This is a genomic window from Paenibacillus sp. CFBP13512, assembly GCF_005233705.1.
In the GTDB taxonomy this organism is placed as follows: Bacteria; Bacillota; Bacilli; order Paenibacillales; family Paenibacillaceae; genus Saccharibacillus; species Saccharibacillus nuruki.
In genome coordinates, this window is record NZ_QGAD01000004.1 from 189,560 (window position 1) to 205,491 (window position 15,932).

The 15,932-nt window shown below is 40.0% G+C and carries 17 protein-coding genes; 15 read left to right on the forward strand and 2 right to left on the reverse strand.

The window, feature by feature from the left end:
- Positions 1–60: 60 nt before the first annotated feature.
- The gene (locus PaeCFBP13512_RS07410) at positions 61–1,311 is read right to left on the reverse strand and encodes an NAD(P)/FAD-dependent oxidoreductase (RefSeq protein ID WP_069327276.1); all 1,251 of its coding nucleotides are present in this window, start codon (positions 1,309–1,311) and stop codon (positions 61–63) included.
- A gap of 229 nt (positions 1,312–1,540) precedes the next feature.
- On the opposite strand from PaeCFBP13512_RS07410, the gene PaeCFBP13512_RS07415 reads away from it, so the two are divergent.
- The 15 genes from PaeCFBP13512_RS07415 (at position 1,541) to PaeCFBP13512_RS07480 (ending at position 14,397) form a co-directional block, all read left to right on the forward strand.
- A complete protein-coding gene (locus tag PaeCFBP13512_RS07415) occupies positions 1,541–2,041 on the forward strand; it encodes an Lrp/AsnC family transcriptional regulator (RefSeq protein WP_069327277.1) in 501 nt (166 codons plus the stop codon).
- Positions 2,042–2,131: 90 nt separating this feature from the next.
- Complete coding sequence (locus PaeCFBP13512_RS07420; RefSeq protein ID WP_069327278.1) at positions 2,132–3,334, forward strand: aminotransferase class I/II-fold pyridoxal phosphate-dependent enzyme; 1,203 nt, start codon at positions 2,132–2,134, stop codon at positions 3,332–3,334.
- Positions 3,335–3,496: 162 nt separating this feature from the next.
- The gene (locus PaeCFBP13512_RS07425; protein WP_241669322.1) at positions 3,497–3,703 is read left to right on the forward strand and encodes an aspartyl-phosphate phosphatase Spo0E family protein; all 207 of its coding nucleotides are present in this window, start codon (positions 3,497–3,499) and stop codon (positions 3,701–3,703) included.
- Between the two features lie 170 nt (positions 3,704–3,873).
- Positions 3,874–4,419, forward strand: coding sequence for a hypothetical protein (locus PaeCFBP13512_RS07430; protein ID WP_137222244.1), 546 nt, complete (start codon positions 3,874–3,876; stop codon positions 4,417–4,419).
- 31 nt (positions 4,420–4,450) lie between these two features.
- Complete coding sequence (locus PaeCFBP13512_RS07435; RefSeq protein WP_137222246.1) at positions 4,451–5,017, forward strand: cob(I)yrinic acid a,c-diamide adenosyltransferase; 567 nt, start codon at positions 4,451–4,453, stop codon at positions 5,015–5,017.
- 84 nt (positions 5,018–5,101) lie between these two features.
- Positions 5,102–6,019, forward strand: a complete 918-nt coding sequence (locus PaeCFBP13512_RS07440) for an RluA family pseudouridine synthase (RefSeq protein WP_137222512.1) — start codon at positions 5,102–5,104, stop codon at positions 6,017–6,019.
- A 15-nt stretch (positions 6,020–6,034) separates the two neighbouring features.
- A complete protein-coding gene (locus tag PaeCFBP13512_RS07445) occupies positions 6,035–6,397 on the forward strand; it encodes an arsenate reductase family protein (protein WP_069326883.1) in 363 nt (120 codons plus the stop codon).
- A 243-nt stretch (positions 6,398–6,640) separates the two neighbouring features.
- Positions 6,641–6,820 carry a hypothetical protein gene (locus PaeCFBP13512_RS23475; RefSeq protein ID WP_241669309.1) on the forward strand — a complete coding sequence of 60 codons (180 nt, stop codon included), beginning with the start codon at positions 6,641–6,643 and terminating at the stop codon, positions 6,818–6,820.
- The gene (locus PaeCFBP13512_RS07450; RefSeq protein WP_241669323.1) at positions 6,748–7,092 is read left to right on the forward strand and encodes a GNAT family N-acetyltransferase; all 345 of its coding nucleotides are present in this window, start codon (positions 6,748–6,750) and stop codon (positions 7,090–7,092) included. The genes PaeCFBP13512_RS23475 and PaeCFBP13512_RS07450 overlap by 73 nt, the downstream gene beginning before the upstream one ends.
- 148 nt (positions 7,093–7,240) lie before the next feature.
- Positions 7,241–8,119 carry a 5'-3' exonuclease gene (locus tag PaeCFBP13512_RS07455; protein ID WP_137222248.1) on the forward strand — a complete coding sequence of 293 codons (879 nt, stop codon included), beginning with the start codon at positions 7,241–7,243 and terminating at the stop codon, positions 8,117–8,119.
- The gene (locus PaeCFBP13512_RS07460) at positions 8,120–9,205 is read left to right on the forward strand and encodes a phosphodiester glycosidase family protein (RefSeq protein ID WP_137222250.1); all 1,086 of its coding nucleotides are present in this window, start codon (positions 8,120–8,122) and stop codon (positions 9,203–9,205) included.
- Positions 9,206–9,327: 122 nt separating this feature from the next.
- The gene (locus PaeCFBP13512_RS07465) at positions 9,328–10,230 is read left to right on the forward strand and encodes an ROK family protein (RefSeq protein ID WP_069326887.1); all 903 of its coding nucleotides are present in this window, start codon (positions 9,328–9,330) and stop codon (positions 10,228–10,230) included.
- Entirely contained in the window at positions 10,220–10,963 is a 744-nt protein-coding gene (locus PaeCFBP13512_RS07470; RefSeq protein WP_069326888.1) for a DsbA family protein, read from the forward strand. The genes PaeCFBP13512_RS07465 and PaeCFBP13512_RS07470 overlap by 11 nt, the downstream gene beginning before the upstream one ends.
- A gap of 4 nt (positions 10,964–10,967) precedes the next feature.
- Positions 10,968–11,432 carry a disulfide oxidoreductase gene (locus PaeCFBP13512_RS07475; protein ID WP_137222252.1) on the forward strand — a complete coding sequence of 155 codons (465 nt, stop codon included), beginning with the start codon at positions 10,968–10,970 and terminating at the stop codon, positions 11,430–11,432.
- Between the two features lie 181 nt (positions 11,433–11,613).
- On the forward strand, positions 11,614–14,397 hold the full coding sequence (locus tag PaeCFBP13512_RS07480) for an HAD-IA family hydrolase (RefSeq protein WP_069326890.1): 2,784 nt from the start codon (positions 11,614–11,616) through the stop codon (positions 14,395–14,397).
- 167 nt (positions 14,398–14,564) lie between these two features.
- On the opposite strand, the gene corA is transcribed toward PaeCFBP13512_RS07480, so the two are convergent.
- Complete coding sequence (gene corA, locus PaeCFBP13512_RS07485) at positions 14,565–15,500, reverse strand: magnesium/cobalt transporter CorA (RefSeq protein ID WP_069326891.1); 936 nt, start codon at positions 15,498–15,500, stop codon at positions 14,565–14,567.
- Positions 15,501–15,932 lie beyond the last annotated feature (432 nt).

The following is a 15,932-nucleotide window of genomic DNA, read 5'->3' on the forward strand; positions in this document are numbered from 1 at the left end:
TATAAAAAGCTCTTATTCTCGACCCGATGATGGTTGAGGATAAGAGCTTTTTGCTATCAATTACACAACAATATCGTCAACTGTTGCAGGGGAAGGCTTGGTTGTACGTGTTAAGCCAAACAGTTCTAATTCAGGACGCTCGATTCCAGTGATTGTATCCGCTAGTAATTGTGCTGCAATAGCGCTATACACTGTTCCATTACCACCATATCCTTCTACAAAGTAACAGTGAGGATAATCTGGGTGTCCACCGATATAAGGCAATCCATCACGGCTGGAACCAAATACAGCTGCCCAAGCATAATCGATTGACAACTCGCCTACATTTGGAAATAACGTCTGTACTTCTTCCAGTAATTTTTGCGATTGTTTTACCATTCGGACGTCACGCCATTCAGGATCAGTAAAAGGCTCATCCAATCCACCGACTACAATCCGATTATCCGCAGTGGTTCTCATATAAAGGTAAGGACGAGTCGTTTCCCAGACCATACTTTGTTCATGCCAACCTTCCCAGCTTTCTACAGGATTAGTCATAATCGCATAAGTGGTTTCTAGAAAAGCACCGCGTTCTTTTTTCATTTCTTGGGTCGCATAACCTGTTGCATAAATTACAGTACGGGCACGAATAGCAATATCGCCTGCATAACAGGTCACTCCTGTATCGTCTGCCACATGATTCGTAATTTCAACACCTTCATATAACTGTGCTCCATGGTTCATCGCATCTGCCATCAATGCATGGATAAAGCGATATGGATTTACTTCAGCGTCACCATGAGTGTACAATCCGCCAGCTTTTTGAAAAGAGAAACGCTTCGCAATTTCTTCTTCATTCCAGTATTCTGCTTCAAATCCAAAACGTTTTAGATTTTCATACTCTTCTTTGAGCGCAGGTACATCTTCTGGATTACTTGCATAATATAGACTACTGCGTGGGATTAATTGGGCATCGATCGGTAATGTTGGAGCAATATCGATCAGATATTCCATCGCTTGCTGGCACAGGCGGTAGAATAGTACACCATTTTGTTCACCAAATGTATTAATACAGGAAGTCATCATTTTATCATTCGTATATTGAAGTAAACCGGTATTGGCAACAGAGCTACCTTGACCGATTTTTGATTTTTCAACAAGTACTACATTGATACCTCGGTGTGCAAGTTCACGTGCTGATAAAGCTCCACCCATTCCGCCACCAATAATAAGTACATCACAGGAAATATTGTCATGTAACGCTTGATATTTCGGAGTTTCAGATTCAGGTAAAGTTTTGTCCCATGCGGTACGGTTAGTGTGCAGATCCATAATGTTTCGCTCCTCAAGGTATAATAATGTACTACCTATGCTGACTGTCTAAGTAATAAGATTAAGTAACCTGATTGTTATCCCCTTGAAGCAGTTCGCTCAGATAATCGTTTGACAGAAGTATAGAAGCACGTCAGCAGAAGGCAATGATCAAATCAAAGGGTTGGCAGAAATGGGCGATTCATGTCATACTTATGATTAATCTTGCGCACTTGGAGGCTATTACGTTATGAAAGAATTGAGCGACCTTAAATTACAAATATTAGATTTGTTAAAAGAAGATGCAAGACGCACACCACAACTTCTTTCTACCTTACTTGGTGTCGATGAAGCAGAAGTGACTCAAGCGATTCGTGAATTAGAAGATGAGCATGTGATTGTGAAATACACATCTGTGGTGAACTGGAGTAAAGTCGATGATGAGAAAGTCACAGCATTAATCGAAGTACAGATTACACCGGAACGTGGTAGAGGATTTGAAGGAATAGCAGAACGCATTTATTTGTATCCACAAGTAAAATCGGTCTATTTAATGTCTGGCGCGTATGATCTTCTAGTTGAAGTCGAAGGAACCAATTTGAAAGAAGTAGCAAGCTTCGTTTCAGATCGTTTATCTCCTATTGAATCGGTATTGTCTACCAAAACTCACTTTATACTTAAAAAATATAAGCAGGATGGCATTATCTTCGAAGAACATGAAGATGACCGTCGCCTGATCATTTCTCCATAAACGTAACCAATATCGCTATACCCATCTATATTAGATAAGAGTAGAAGAAATCGCGCTTAGATTATAAAGCGCTGAAGGAAGAGGATTGCCATGATTGTGAATAATGAACAACAGACCGGATCATCCAAGTCGATGACTTCTTACCTTTCTCCATTGGTTCAAGATATTAAGCCTTCCGGTATTCGGAAGTTTTTTGATCTGGTGAGTGCGAGTAAAGATATTATTACGTTAGGTGTAGGGGAACCTGATTTTATTACACCGTGGCATGTACGTGAAGCATGCGTCTATTCGTTAGAGCGTGGATATACACGTTATACGTCTAATGCCGGAATGCCTGAACTTCGTGAAGCTATTTCAGGTTATCTGGAAAATGAATTTAAAACCGCATACGATCCCAAAGACGAGATTCTGGTTACTGTCGGCGGTAGTGAAGCGATCGATTTAGCTCTTCGGGCGTTGATTACACCAGGGGATGAGATTCTAATCCCTGAACCTTGTTATATCTCTTATTCACCGATTACAGCGATTGGTGGAGGTATCCCTGTTGGTATTGAGACCTTTGCTAAAGACAATTTCAAATTAACAGCGGAAGCACTTGAAGCACAGATTACGCCACGTTCCAAAATTTTGATTTTGTGCTATCCAAGTAATCCAACAGGTGCGATTATGACCTATGAAGATTGGTTGCCGATCGCTAAAGTGGTAGAAAAGCATGATCTGATTGTAATTTCAGATGAAATTTATGCTGAACTGACGTATGGCACCAAGCATGTTAGCTTTGCATCTGTACCGGGTATGCAAGAACGGACGATCTTGGTTAGTGGATTTTCCAAAGCTTTTGCAATGACCGGCTGGCGGATGGGTTATGCTTGCGGACATCGTGATTTGATTTCAGCGATGCTCAAAATTCACCAATACACAGTAATGTGTGCTCCTGTAATGGGACAAGTGGCAGCACTTGAAGCTTTAACAAATGGATTAGGTGAAAAAGATAAGATGGTCGAGTCGTATAATCGTCGTCGCCGTCTGATTGTCGATGGATTCCGGAGTATCGGTCTGGAATGCCATGAACCTCAAGGTGCTTTTTATGCTTTTCCAAGTATCCAGAATACAGGGCTGACTTCGGAAGAGTTCGCTCAACAGCTTCTGGTTGAGGGCAAAGTTGCAGCAGTTCCGGGCACTGTTTTTGGACTAGGTGGAGAAGGATTTATTCGCTGTTCTTATGCTACATCTGTCGCACAATTAAGTGAAGCATTGGAAAGAATAGGTTCCTTTGTAGCTAAAATAAAATAATTGTCACATAATCTTCTTTTTTCCTTGAATTAACAATTTTCCTGCTTTCATTTGCTCGATCCTATGATATAATGGGTCTTTGGAAGCAGGAAATCATGTCTCAAGGGAGGGGATTGTTTGTATTGTGCCGAATATAATTTGCCAGAATATCGCGGACATATTATTGCTGAGAATAATGAAGTATGGTCAACGTCCTCAGGAGAGTCCTCACAGATACTTTCCCTAGAGGATGAAATTTATGTACTTCGTACGCGAATGGAACAACTATTTCTGGAAGAACAATCGTTCACATCGGAGTTAGTGATTGAGATTAGTATGTTATTAGACTTGAAAATTAATGAATATATGCGCTCTCATCAAAAACGTTAATCATGTTTAGGGTTCTTTTTGCAAGTGACTAATGAATCCATCATATGAGAAGTGCTTACTATAATTAGGTATAGCCTAAATCAACAGGGGGTCCTTACAGAGGAGCTTCTTTTTTTACGTCAAATAGCTGTGGTATGATGGGATATAGTGAATTGAAGGAGGAACGTTCGGTGAAATTTTGGATAAAAGGATTATTGTTAAGCATGAGTATAGTATTTCTGCTGACCGCTTGTGGTGGAGATCAACCGAAAGATCCTAATCAAGTGACTGTCTTTATTATGGGCAGTGAAGGATTCTCGCAAGAGCTAGCAGAACAAGTCAAACAAGAGTTGCAAACCAAGCTAGGTAGCACGATGAAAGTAACTGTGAATACAACACCGATTTACTCCGCTGAAAAATTAACGCTAGAATATGTGGATCGTCAGGATGATATTATTATTTTGCCAGAGAACGATATGAAAGCTTATTCGGTTAATGGTGGACATGTGATGTTGGATAAAGATTTTGATTCCAAAAAGTATTCGCGTGGTGTAACGATGGGTAGCGTATCTGAAGAAGATGTAGATCAACAAGAAAAGCATCTATTCTCGATTCCTGTCGATCAAATGAGTATGTTCAAAAAAATCAAATATACACCGGATAATCTGTATGCAGCGATTCCTGTTTTTGCAGATTATAATAAATCTCTCAAAATCTTAAAAGCTATGACAGAATAATATCGCTTTATCATCGAGGGGAGGGCTACAAATGAATATTTATACACGCACAGGTGATGAAGGACAGACTTCAGTAATCGGTGGTAGAGTGAGTAAAGACGATGCTCGTGTCGAAGCTTATGGGACGATTGATGAACTCAATAGTTTTGTAGGTCAAGCACTAGCAATGGCAGAAGGAAAATCTTTCACCGATGTACGAGAACAATTGTTAGCGATTCAGCATGAGTTGTTCGATTGCGGAGCCGATCTAGCTTTTGTAGCATTAGACGAAAGTAAATATAAAGTCCATGCGGAGTTAGTAGATCAACTGGAACAATGGATTGATCAATATGAGACTGAAAATCCTCCAATAGAGCGCTTTATTTTGCCTGGCGGACATCCATTAGCCGCTTCACTACATGTGTGCCGTACCGTATGTCGGCGTGCAGAGCGACGAGTGATAACATTAGGTGCAATAACAAATATTAATATAAATGTGCGTAAATACTTAAATCGACTGTCGGATTATTTTTTTGTGATTGCTCGTACCGCCAATGTACGTTCAGGCCTAACAGATATTGAATATATCCGCAGTCAAAAAGTATTTCGCCGTGATTGAGGGATTATTGTGATTAATGCTAAACACGAAACGAATGATTATTACGATCCAATACTGTATATTATACAACCGCAAGATGAAGGTATGATTCTTAAAAATATTATGCAAAAGCGGATGGGAATTTCACGCAAATTATTATCCCGTCTCAAAATGACGGATCAAGGTGTGATGCTCAATGGTCAGCATGTCTATGTCAGTACCAAAGTGCAGGCTGGCGATAAGTTAGAGATTCGGATGGAACGTGAACAATCCGATGATATTTTGCCACAAGCTCAGCAGATTGATGTGATCTATGAAGATCAGCATCTATTGATTGTGAACAAAAAAGCAGGCGTAATTGTGCATCCTACCAGTGGACATTATACCGATACGCTGGCAAATGGGGTTGTTCATTACTGGCAAGAACGTGGAGAGAAATTCCGTTTTCGTCCTGTCCATCGTTTAGATCAGGATACATCGGGTGTGCTGGCTATCGCTAAAAATCCATATGCACATCAACACATTTCCGAGCAAATGATCAATCATTCTGTGCAGAAAAGGTATCATGCATATGTGCATCATATTCCGACTGTATCGCAAGGCAGAATAGAAGGGGCAATAGATCGCGATCTGATCGAACCTCATATGCGTGTAGTCACTCCAGATGGATATGCCGCAGCCACTCGGTATCAAGTGCTAGAATCTTTTGCAGATCGTGATATAGCCTTGGTTGAATTGGAATTAGAAACGGGACGTACTCATCAGATTCGAGTACATATGAAGCATATTGGTTGTCCACTTGTAGGAGATCGGTTGTATGGTTATGCACGACCAGACAAGAACTTAGATGTATCTACATCGATATCGCAACTTGATCAACTGGCAGGGAGACAGGCATTACATGCGGTTGAATTAGGTTTTGTTCATCCGGTTACAGGCGAAGAGATGCTTTTTCAAGCCCCTTTACCAGAAGATTTGGCTAACTTGGATGCGGAATTGCGAGGACTGGAATCAAAGGACTAAAGGAGTGTAAATCGAATGAGTAAATTAACCGTATATCAATATCCACAATGCAGTACATGCCGTAATGCGATCAAATGGCTACGTGCAGAAGGGCATGAATTGAACTTGATTCATATTGTAGAGTCTCCACCAACAGCAGAACAACTGCGGGAATTGGTTGAACACAGTGAACTGGAACTGAAGAAATTTTTCAATACCAGTGGTGAAGTGTATAAAAGCCAGAATCTCAAAGAAAAATTACCATCCATGGGTGCTCAAGAACAACTACAATTATTATCTGAAAATGGTAAATTGATCAAACGTCCGATTGTGACGGATGGCGATCGAGTGACTGTAGGCTTCAAAGAAGCAACGTACGAAGAAACATGGAAAGCGTAAAATCGGAACTTCTATTTCGCAGTAAACACAATGATCTAGATAATGATAAGATTACCTTTTAAGCAAAAGCCTTTTACTGAGCAGTCATCTGCCGGTTCAAAGGCTTTTTTGTTTTCGATTTTGGTACACATATACAAAATTAAAAAACAATAATATATAATATATTGGAGTCGCTTTAGATCTGAACCTATAGCATAATCAATTAGGTCTAAAGCGATTGTTATACATGTTGATCAATAAAGGATGGCGATTATGAGCAAATTAGAAATCGATTGGAGTCAGGCATTACCGATACATATGGAATCGCTAGCAGAATTGAGAGCGGTTGTTCTTCGTGACGTCTTACCCGTCTGGGTCGGTTTGATGAGTATAAAGTTCGTCAGCGCTTTCGTGATGCTTTTGAACCTAATGATACATGGTTGATCGAAGTCGAAGGAAAGATAGCCGGTTGCGTGGCTTTAAAGCCGGATACGAATGATTATACGTTAGAGCATTTTTATATTGATCCTGTCTATCAAGGTCAAGGGATAGGAAGTCAGACTCTTGAACAATTGCTATCACAATCGCATCTGCAAAATAAAGTAGTTCATCTTAATGTGTTACAAGGTAGCCCGGCTAGAAGGCTATATGAACGCTTTGGATTTACACTGGATCGTGAAGATGAAGTAGATATATTTATGAGTCGTACGATTTGAAAAAAATAGTATCATAATAAAGAACATTATCCAGAATAGTGGTAAAATTTAAAGGTATGTGAATACTTGTACAGTATCGCAGAAATTCGGTATGATATACTCAGATTGGATTCATCTGTATTGAAGAGAGAAGGTAGAAGTGAAGCTAATGAAAGATCAAAAAATAATGCTAGTCGATGGAATGGCGCTGTTATTCCGAGCTTATTATGCAACAGCACAATCCGGTTATATTCGTCGTACAAAATCGGGTATTCCTACTAATGCCATTTATGGATTTGTACGCTATCTATGGGACGCTGTGCAACTGTATAATCCTACGCATATTGCTTGTTGTTGGGATGTCAGTAGTAAAACATTCCGTACCGAAGAATTTGCCGCTTACAAAGGCAATCGTTCGGCTGCACCGGATGATCTGATTCCACAGTTTGATTTGATTTTGGAAGTGACTGAAAGTATGGGCATTCCTAATCTGAGTGCACCCGGATATGAAGCCGATGATTGTATCGGTACGATTTCCCGTGAACTGGAAGCAGATATGGAAGTTCTTATTTTGACAGGAGACCATGATCTATTACAGCTAGTGGATGAACGGACTAGCGTCATTATTATGAAAAAAGGCTATGGTAATTACAAAGTCTATACTCCTGAATCGTTAATGGAAGAAAAAGAATTAACACCTTCTCAGATTATTGATATGAAAGCTTTGATGGGCGATGCTAGCGACAACTATCCAGGAGTCAAAGGAATCGGTGAAAAAACAGCAACTAAGCTGGTCAAAGAATACGGTACAATCGCAGGTATCTTAGAAAATCTGGATCAATTAACTCCATCAATTCGCAAAAAGATCGAAAATGATCTAGAGATGCTTCATCTATCGCATCGTCTAGCAGCGATTCATCGTGAAGTGCCTGTGGTTTGTTCTTTGGATGCGAGTCTGTTGCTTTTAGAAGATGAGATTATCCTAACTAAATTTGAAGAATTAGAGATCAAAAGTCTTTGTTCGATGTTAGGCATAGGTGTATTTTAAATGAAAATACAGTCTCGTCTAGGTATCGGTGTTCTCACTCTAATGATGATTCTGTGCTTGCTTCCTACTGCTGGTTCTTCAGCGGTAGCAGCAGGATCTGGAATCAAAGCTTCGACTCAAAACGTATCTGCTGCTGGACGTACATTTACAGTACAGACGGTGCATATTCCTAAAGGAACTTCAACAGGAGTAGGTCTAGCTGATCGACAAGTCGGGCAAACGTCTTCATTATCTTCTATCGTTAAAAGCTATAACGCTCAAGCAGCGATCAACGGTGCTTTTTTCGAAGCTTATGGTGGCGCACCTGATCCTTATGGAACGTTAATTACAGGCGGACGTATTGCTCATCTAGGTAGATATGGAACCACTATTGGCTTTTTGGCGAATGGTACAGCTCTTATGGATTCGTTACGGCTTTCTATAACAGGAACCGTGCAATCTGCCAATGGCAAATCTTCTAGCTGGTATGCCATCTGGGTGAATCGTCTACCGGGAACGTCCAGTACTTCGATTATCTATACACCTGATCGTGGTAAAAACACAGGATTTACAGGAGGCATTGCAGTAACAGTAGCGAATGGCAAAGTGATTCGTAAAGGCAATAATAACAAAGCATCTATTCCAGCTAATGGATATGTGCTGGTGTACACAGGTGATCAGAAATATGCGGCTGATCGATTTACAGTTGGGGCTACAGTGCAACAGAATATTGCTTATCAAGATATCAATGGTAAAGATATTCCATGGCAAAAGGTAGTCACTGCGGTCGGTGCAGGTCCTCGCTTAGTAAAAGATAGTCGAATCGCTTTAAATGCGGCGGCAGAAGGATTTCAAGATCCCAAAATTTTGACAGATTCAGGTGCTCGTAGTGGTATTGCTATTATGGCAGATGGATCAATTATGCTAGTGACAGTTCCAGGAGCAACGATGAAGCAATGGGCAGCTATTATGCAAAAGCTTGGAGCCAGACAAGCGATGAATTTAGATGGAGGCGCTTCATCGGGCATGTATGCCAATGGAAGTATCAAGACTGCACCCGGGCGATTACTAAGTAATACGCTAATTTTTGGTGCTAGCAGTTCATAAGTAACAGCGTCGACATAAGCTCGACTTCAATATCATATATGATCCACATAGAGCATCTCTGTACTAATCTATTTGAATACTAATCTATCCTTATCGGATAACTCAAAGGAGATATGTCATTTATGAAAAAATTAGGGGCTATTGAAGCAGGCGGTACTAAATTTGTATGTGGAATCGGTACAGAAAATGGGGAGATTCTAGAAAGAGTCAGTTTCCCAACCGAGACACCTGAGATTACGATGAAAAATGTAATTTCCTTTTTTGAAGGCAAAGGAGTCGAAGCGATTGGTATCGGTTCTTTTGGACCGATTGATCCGATCAAAGGAAGCCCGACGTATGGATACATAACGACTACACCGAAGCCACACTGGGGACAATACAATATTGTTGGACATATGAAAGAACATTTTGATGTACCAATCGGCTTTGACACCGATGTGAACGGAGCGGCATTAGGAGAACATAAATGGGGTGCAGCGCAAGGGTTAGATAGCTGTATCTATATCACTGTAGGAACAGGTATTGGTGCAGGCGCTGTAGTCGATGGTAAAATGCTACATGGTCTATCGCATCCAGAAATGGGACATATTCTAGTTCGTCGTCATCCAGACGATCATTTTGAAGGCTTCTGCCCTTATCATGGCGATTGCTTAGAAGGTGTAGCTGCTGGCCCTGCGATTGAAAGACGTTGGAATGTTAAAGGTTCTGAATTAACAACGGATCATCCTGCATGGGAAATGGAAGCTTACTACCTTGCGCAAGCCTTGATGAACTATGTATTGATCTTATCCCCGCAAAAAATTGTAATGGGTGGCGGCGTGATGAAGCAAGATCAATTATTCCCACTCATTCGTGAAAAATTACAAAAACTATTAGCAGGTTATGTACAACATCCTAGCTTGAATGAACAGATTGATCAGTTTATTGTTCCTCCACAATTGGGAGACAACGCTGGATTGTGTGGAGCTCTTGCGTTGGCTGATCTAGCATTATCAGGAGAAACGGGTGCAACCCATGGCGAATAAGAAAAAAGTAAATCCGGCAATCAAAAGACAGCAACAGCAAGAATACAAACAAAAAGAAGCGTTACGCCAAAAGAAGTTAATGCGTAATCTGATTATTGGAACAGTAGCTGTTATAGCAGTCATTGTGTTATTGATTGTTTTTATACCGAATAACAAAACAGCGGAAGCGACTACTTTTGATTACAGTCAGCTTCCGGTGAAAGGTGAAAAAACAGCTCCTGTCAAAATTGTAGAATTTGGCGATTTCAAATGTCCAATTTGTAAGCAATTTAACGAAATCATTGTTCCGCAAATTCAAAAAGATTTTATCGCTAATGGAACAGCAGCTATGTACTTTATGAACTTCCCATTTTTGGGGCCGGATTCAACCACAGCTGCATTAGCTGTAGAGTCTGTTTATCATCAAAATAATGATGCATTCTGGAAATTCTTTGATGCGGTTTATACCAATCAAGGAGATGAAAATACAGAATGGGCAACTACCGATTTCCTTGTGAATTTAGCTAAAAAAGCAGATGCCTCTATTGATACCACTAAGCTTCGTCAAGATATTGAGAACAAAACGTATGCTAAAGAGATACAAGCTCAATATGATAAAGGAAAAGAGTTGAATCTGCCGGGTACACCATCGATCTATATCAACGGAGTAGAATATACAGGTGATTTGGGAGATTATACAGCACTCAAAGCAGCTATCGAGAAAGCCAAAACTGAAGCTGGATCGGAGGGCTAGTCCTATGAATACAGAAACGCCTCCATCTTTTTTAGCAAGGTACTATTTATTTCTAGCATGGATAGTAGCTATTGTAGCCACTGGTGGAAGTCTGTATTTGAGTGATGTGATGTTACTGGAGCCTTGTAAATTATGCTGGTATCAGCGTATTTTTATGTACCCACAGGTAATTTTACTTGGAATTGCAGCATATCATAATGATCGTCGTATTGTCAGATATTCAATGCCACTTGTTATTCTAGGTGCTTGTGTAGCGATTTACCATTATGCAGAGCAACATATTCCAGCATTAAGTCGAATTTTACCATGTACAACAGGGGTTCCTTGTAATAAGCCTTATTTTGAGTGGTTTGGTTTTATTACGATTCCTTTTATGGCACTGATCGCTTTTATTTTGATTGCGTTATTGCTGTGGAGAGGTAGTCGTGCAGCAGACGCTATCGTTTATGAAGATGAAGAAATCGAATAATCATTACATTTTTAAAGCAGTACAAAGTCTTCTTTTTAGCATCTATTGTTGAAAAGAAGGCTTTTTTTATAAACATGATTTTAATCAATTTTGATGGATTTGATGTAATCAGTACGTTTAAAGGTTAACTATAGTAAGAGAATACTGTTCAATAACTAGAAAAAAAGTGGAGGAATGTCTCATGAGAGAAGGAAATTCAATATATGAAGTTGAGCCGTGGTCGATACGTGAATCTTCTTTTGACCCTGCTCACAACCGTAGAGGAGAAACTATTTTTACAGTCGCTAACGGGTATCTAGGGATGCGTGGTCATTTTGAAGAAGGACTGGAAGGTGCAGGTATTAATGCACTGAATGGTACGTATTTGAATGGATTTTATGATTCAGCAGATATTACGTATGGAGAAGAAGCTTTTGGTTATGCACGCAAACGTCAGACGATGCTCAATGTCACGGATAGCAAAATTATTGAATTGTTTATTGATGGGGAACAATTTAATTTATTGAGTGGACGTGTGATTGAATACGAACGCATTTTGGATATGCAAAAAGGGATATTATCCCGTCATGTTGTATGGGAAAGTGGTACAGGGAAGCAAGTAGAAGTGAACACTCAGCGTTTAATTTCTTTTGATAACAAACATGTAGCGATGGTTCGCTATACGGTGAAGCCTGTTAATTTTACAGGTGAAATTAAACTGGTATCTGCATTGAATGGTAAAGTAACCAATGAAATATCAGCAGATGATCCGCGAGCAGGATCGGCTTTTGGAGGGCAAGTATTACATACGGTTCAGTCGTATGAAGAAAATACGTTTATGGCTCTAGAGCAACGTACGACAGAAACTGAGTTTCATTTATTGTGTGGCGCAGAGCATACGTTAGATTACGAATATACGTTATCTACGATCCAAGAAGATGAGCGTATAGCGAAAGCATTTACCATGCAAGTGGACGAAGGACAATCGGTTACACTCGATAAATCGATCGTTTATTATTCGTCTAAAGATTACGAAGTCGATCACTTGCTGATTTTGGCTCAATCTACATTAAAAGAAGTCAAAGCCAAAGGCTGGGACGCTTTAACGATAAAACAAAAAGAATATTTGGATGAATTCTGGGAAATTGCAGATGTGAATGTAGAAGGCGATGAACTGTTACAACAGGGATTACGATACAATGCATATCAATTATTCCAATCTGTAGGTCGGGATGGCAAAACCAATATCAGTGCTAAAGGGATCACGGGAGAAGGGTATGAAGGACATTACTTCTGGGATACGGAAACGTATATGTTACCATTCTTCTTATATACCAAGCCTGAGTTAGCTTTACGTCTGTTAGAATATCGCTATTATACATTGCCCAAAGCAAGAGAACGTGCAGTTGAAATGGCAGCAGAAGGCGCATTGTTCCCGTGGCGTACAATTAATGGAGAAGAAGCTTCGGCTTATTATCCGGGGGGAACAGCTCAATTCCATATCAATGCCGATGTAGCTCATGCGATTATTCAGTATGTTGAAGCGACAGGCGATCAAGACTTTTTGCAGACCAAAGGGTTAGAGATGTTGATCGAGATTTCAAGATTTTTCTTATCTGTTGGGAATTGGATTACAGGCAAAGGATTCTGTATTAATGGAGTGACAGGCCCTGATGAATATACGGCGATTGTGAATAACAACACGTATACCAACATTATGGTCAAAGATGCACTGGAATTCACTGTACATGAACTAAAACAATGGGAAGAATTAACACCAGATTCTTATCTAGCGATGCACAGTCTTATGGGATTAACAGAAGAAGAGTTAGCAGATTGGTCTCGTGCAGCAGATGAAATTTATATCCATCGTCAAAATGGATTGATCGGTCAAGATGATTCTTTCCTTGATAAAGGCGTATGGGACTTTGATAATACACCTGCTGAAAATTATCCGTTGTTGCTACATTATCATCCATTAGTGATCTATCGTCAGCAAGTGATTAAGCAAGCCGATCTTATTCTTGCATTCTATTTGCTTGGCGAGAAATTTACTAAATTGGAAAAAGTAAAAAACTATGCCTATTATGAGCCTTTAACTACACATGATTCTTCATTGTCTGCGGCGATCCATGCGATTATTGCAGCCGAACTTGGTAATATGGATCATGCATATAACTTCTTTATCGAATCAGCACGTATGGATCTGGATGATATTCATGGAAATGTCAAAGACGGTATTCATGCGGCTTCGATGGCAGGTAGCTGGCTGACAATTATTGGCGGATTCGCAGGGATGCGTCAGTATGATGGTCGTTTGCATTTTGAACCGAAATTACCTCCAAGCTGGACAGAATATTCATTCCGTGTTCAATTTCAGGATCGCCTTGTCAATGTAAATGTCGAAGGCAACAAAACAACATATAGTATTGTACGTGGAGAACCATTGACAATAGAACATTACGGTCAAGAATATATTATTGCGATGACCCAACCGCTTGAAGCAAACAATCGCGATCTGTGTGCGATTGTATTCGGATTAGAAGGTGTGGTTACTTCTGTCATTGATGAAGAAGCAGATGCCGAGCAAAAAGCAGAGTTGTTACCGGGAGTCGAAGACTTACTACAACATTTTGCTGATCATAATATCGCTGTTGTGCTTGCATCTGATCGTCACGATGCAGAAGAAGTGGTAGAACAACTAGGAATTCGCCAACACTTTAACAGAATCATTACAGCAAATGATGTAGCTTATGGTAAGCCTGATCCTGAGATTTTTATCAAAGCGGCAAATGCTGTCAATATTCATCCTTACCATACGATGGTGATTGAAGATTCTACTGAATCTATCCAATCCGCTCGCCAAATAGGAATGAAAACTATCGCTGTAAGTTCCCAATCTCGAATCGATAGCGCACACTTTACAGTGCCAGGACTGGACGGACTCAACCTAGAAACAATGATCCGCTGGATGCAACTTCCTTAGTCCCGCGCTTGGCACCATAAGCGCGACCAAGTACAATCAAAAAATGATTTTTGCGCCAGCAAAATATCTTACAACCAGCGCTTGGCACCATAAGCGCGATCCAGTAAAATCAAAAAAAGCTGTCCTTGTTCATCATATGACGATGAATAAGGGCAGCTTTAATCTTTTCAGATCCAATCTTTTTTGCGGAAGGTGAAAAACATCGTTAGACCTAACGTGATCATAATCCCGATAACGAGCGGATAACCGAAGCGCCAATGTAATTCAGGCATATCTTCAAAGTTCATCCCATAAATACCGGTAATCACAGTCAATGGCATAAATATTGTTGTAATAGCTGTAAAGACACGCATAATTTCATTCGCTCGGTTCGAAATACTGGACTGATAAGCTTCTCGTAAGTTACCCATCAGATCGCGGAACGTATCGAACATCTCAGAGACTTTGACAGCATTTTCGTATACATCACTGAAATATTTTTGCAATTGATCGTCAATTAAGCGTAAGTCTTTTTTGTTCAATGTATTGATTACTTCACGCTGTGGTCCCAATACACGCTTGAGCCATAGAATTTCTCCACGTAGACCAATAATTTCATTCAAATGCGACTTTTTGGTATGCATCAATATATTTTCTTCCAACAGTTCGATTTGATCTTCAATCCGATCACCAACAGCGAAGTAATTATCAACCACCAGATCGACTAATAAATACATAAATTTATCGGCGCGACTCACTTCTTCTTCCCATAAAATAGGCTTGAGTACACGCAATTCATTAATTTTCTGCTTGGTGACTGTAATAATATAATGCCGTCCTAGAAAAATATTCAAGGCGCGCAAAAAAATCTCTTCGTTATCAAAACGAATACTGTTCACAACAATAAAGTAATGACTTTCATAAATCTCGATCTTCGGGCGTTGTTCTTCTTCACTTAGACAATCTTCTACAGCCAGATCATGGAGCATAAAGAGCGGTTGTAGTTCAATCAAATCTTCCAAATCTGCATCGATCCAATAAAATCCTTCTTCAGGTGCGATCAGTGTGTCGGTAATATTTTCTACTGGAGTGAATGCTCCAGCATTGACGTGCCGAACTTTCATTGTGTTCTACCCCTTTATTATGAAATGAGCAGGGAAAGAAGCGGCAACCGCACACTTATTTACAAAGCTTCGCTATAATTTATGAAAAACGGAGAAGATTTTTCAATAATGGCGCGTTACTCAAGTGCCCTATGGTTGTCGTTTGTTTCCTGCAATTTGTCCATCCGTCCTGCTGCCAACTGGGCCTCGGGTCGCCTTCCATTTTGAAATTCACCTCTTTGTTATCTATATATTTATGAAAACTATGAAAAAACGTCAAATACTTGTTAAGTATACCGTGGTCATGGAAGCCTTTCAAGCTTAAATAAGAATCCTGCTTGGAAATCAACCAATACAGTTACCAACAACCTATTTATCGGTTCAAAACAAGACATTTTTGACAGCACTTGACGACAGACGGTAGAATAGTATAAATTATGGTATAAGAAAAGT

Coding starts and splice junctions, on each gene's coding strand:
- PaeCFBP13512_RS07410 (WP_069327276.1), bottom strand. CDS start 1,311: ATGGATCTGCACACTAACCGTACCGCATGGGACAAAACTTTACCTGAA.
- PaeCFBP13512_RS07415 (WP_069327277.1), top strand. CDS start 1,541: ATGAAAGAATTGAGCGACCTTAAATTACAAATATTAGATTTGTTAAAA.
- PaeCFBP13512_RS07420 (WP_069327278.1), top strand. CDS start 2,132: ATGATTGTGAATAATGAACAACAGACCGGATCATCCAAGTCGATGACT.
- PaeCFBP13512_RS07435 (WP_137222246.1), top strand. CDS start 4,451: ATGAATATTTATACACGCACAGGTGATGAAGGACAGACTTCAGTAATC.
- PaeCFBP13512_RS07440 (WP_137222512.1), top strand. CDS start 5,102: ATGATTCTTAAAAATATTATGCAAAAGCGGATGGGAATTTCACGCAAA.
- PaeCFBP13512_RS07445 (WP_069326883.1), top strand. CDS start 6,035: ATGAGTAAATTAACCGTATATCAATATCCACAATGCAGTACATGCCGT.
- PaeCFBP13512_RS23475 (WP_241669309.1), top strand. CDS start 6,641: ATGGCGATTATGAGCAAATTAGAAATCGATTGGAGTCAGGCATTACCG.
- PaeCFBP13512_RS07455 (WP_137222248.1), top strand. CDS start 7,241: ATGAAAGATCAAAAAATAATGCTAGTCGATGGAATGGCGCTGTTATTC.
- PaeCFBP13512_RS07460 (WP_137222250.1), top strand. CDS start 8,120: ATGAAAATACAGTCTCGTCTAGGTATCGGTGTTCTCACTCTAATGATG.
- PaeCFBP13512_RS07465 (WP_069326887.1), top strand. CDS start 9,328: ATGAAAAAATTAGGGGCTATTGAAGCAGGCGGTACTAAATTTGTATGT.
- PaeCFBP13512_RS07470 (WP_069326888.1), top strand. CDS start 10,220: ATGGCGAATAAGAAAAAAGTAAATCCGGCAATCAAAAGACAGCAACAG.
- PaeCFBP13512_RS07475 (WP_137222252.1), top strand. CDS start 10,968: ATGAATACAGAAACGCCTCCATCTTTTTTAGCAAGGTACTATTTATTT.
- PaeCFBP13512_RS07480 (WP_069326890.1), top strand. CDS start 11,614: ATGAGAGAAGGAAATTCAATATATGAAGTTGAGCCGTGGTCGATACGT.
- corA (WP_069326891.1), bottom strand. CDS start 15,500: ATGAAAGTTCGGCACGTCAATGCTGGAGCATTCACTCCAGTAGAAAAT.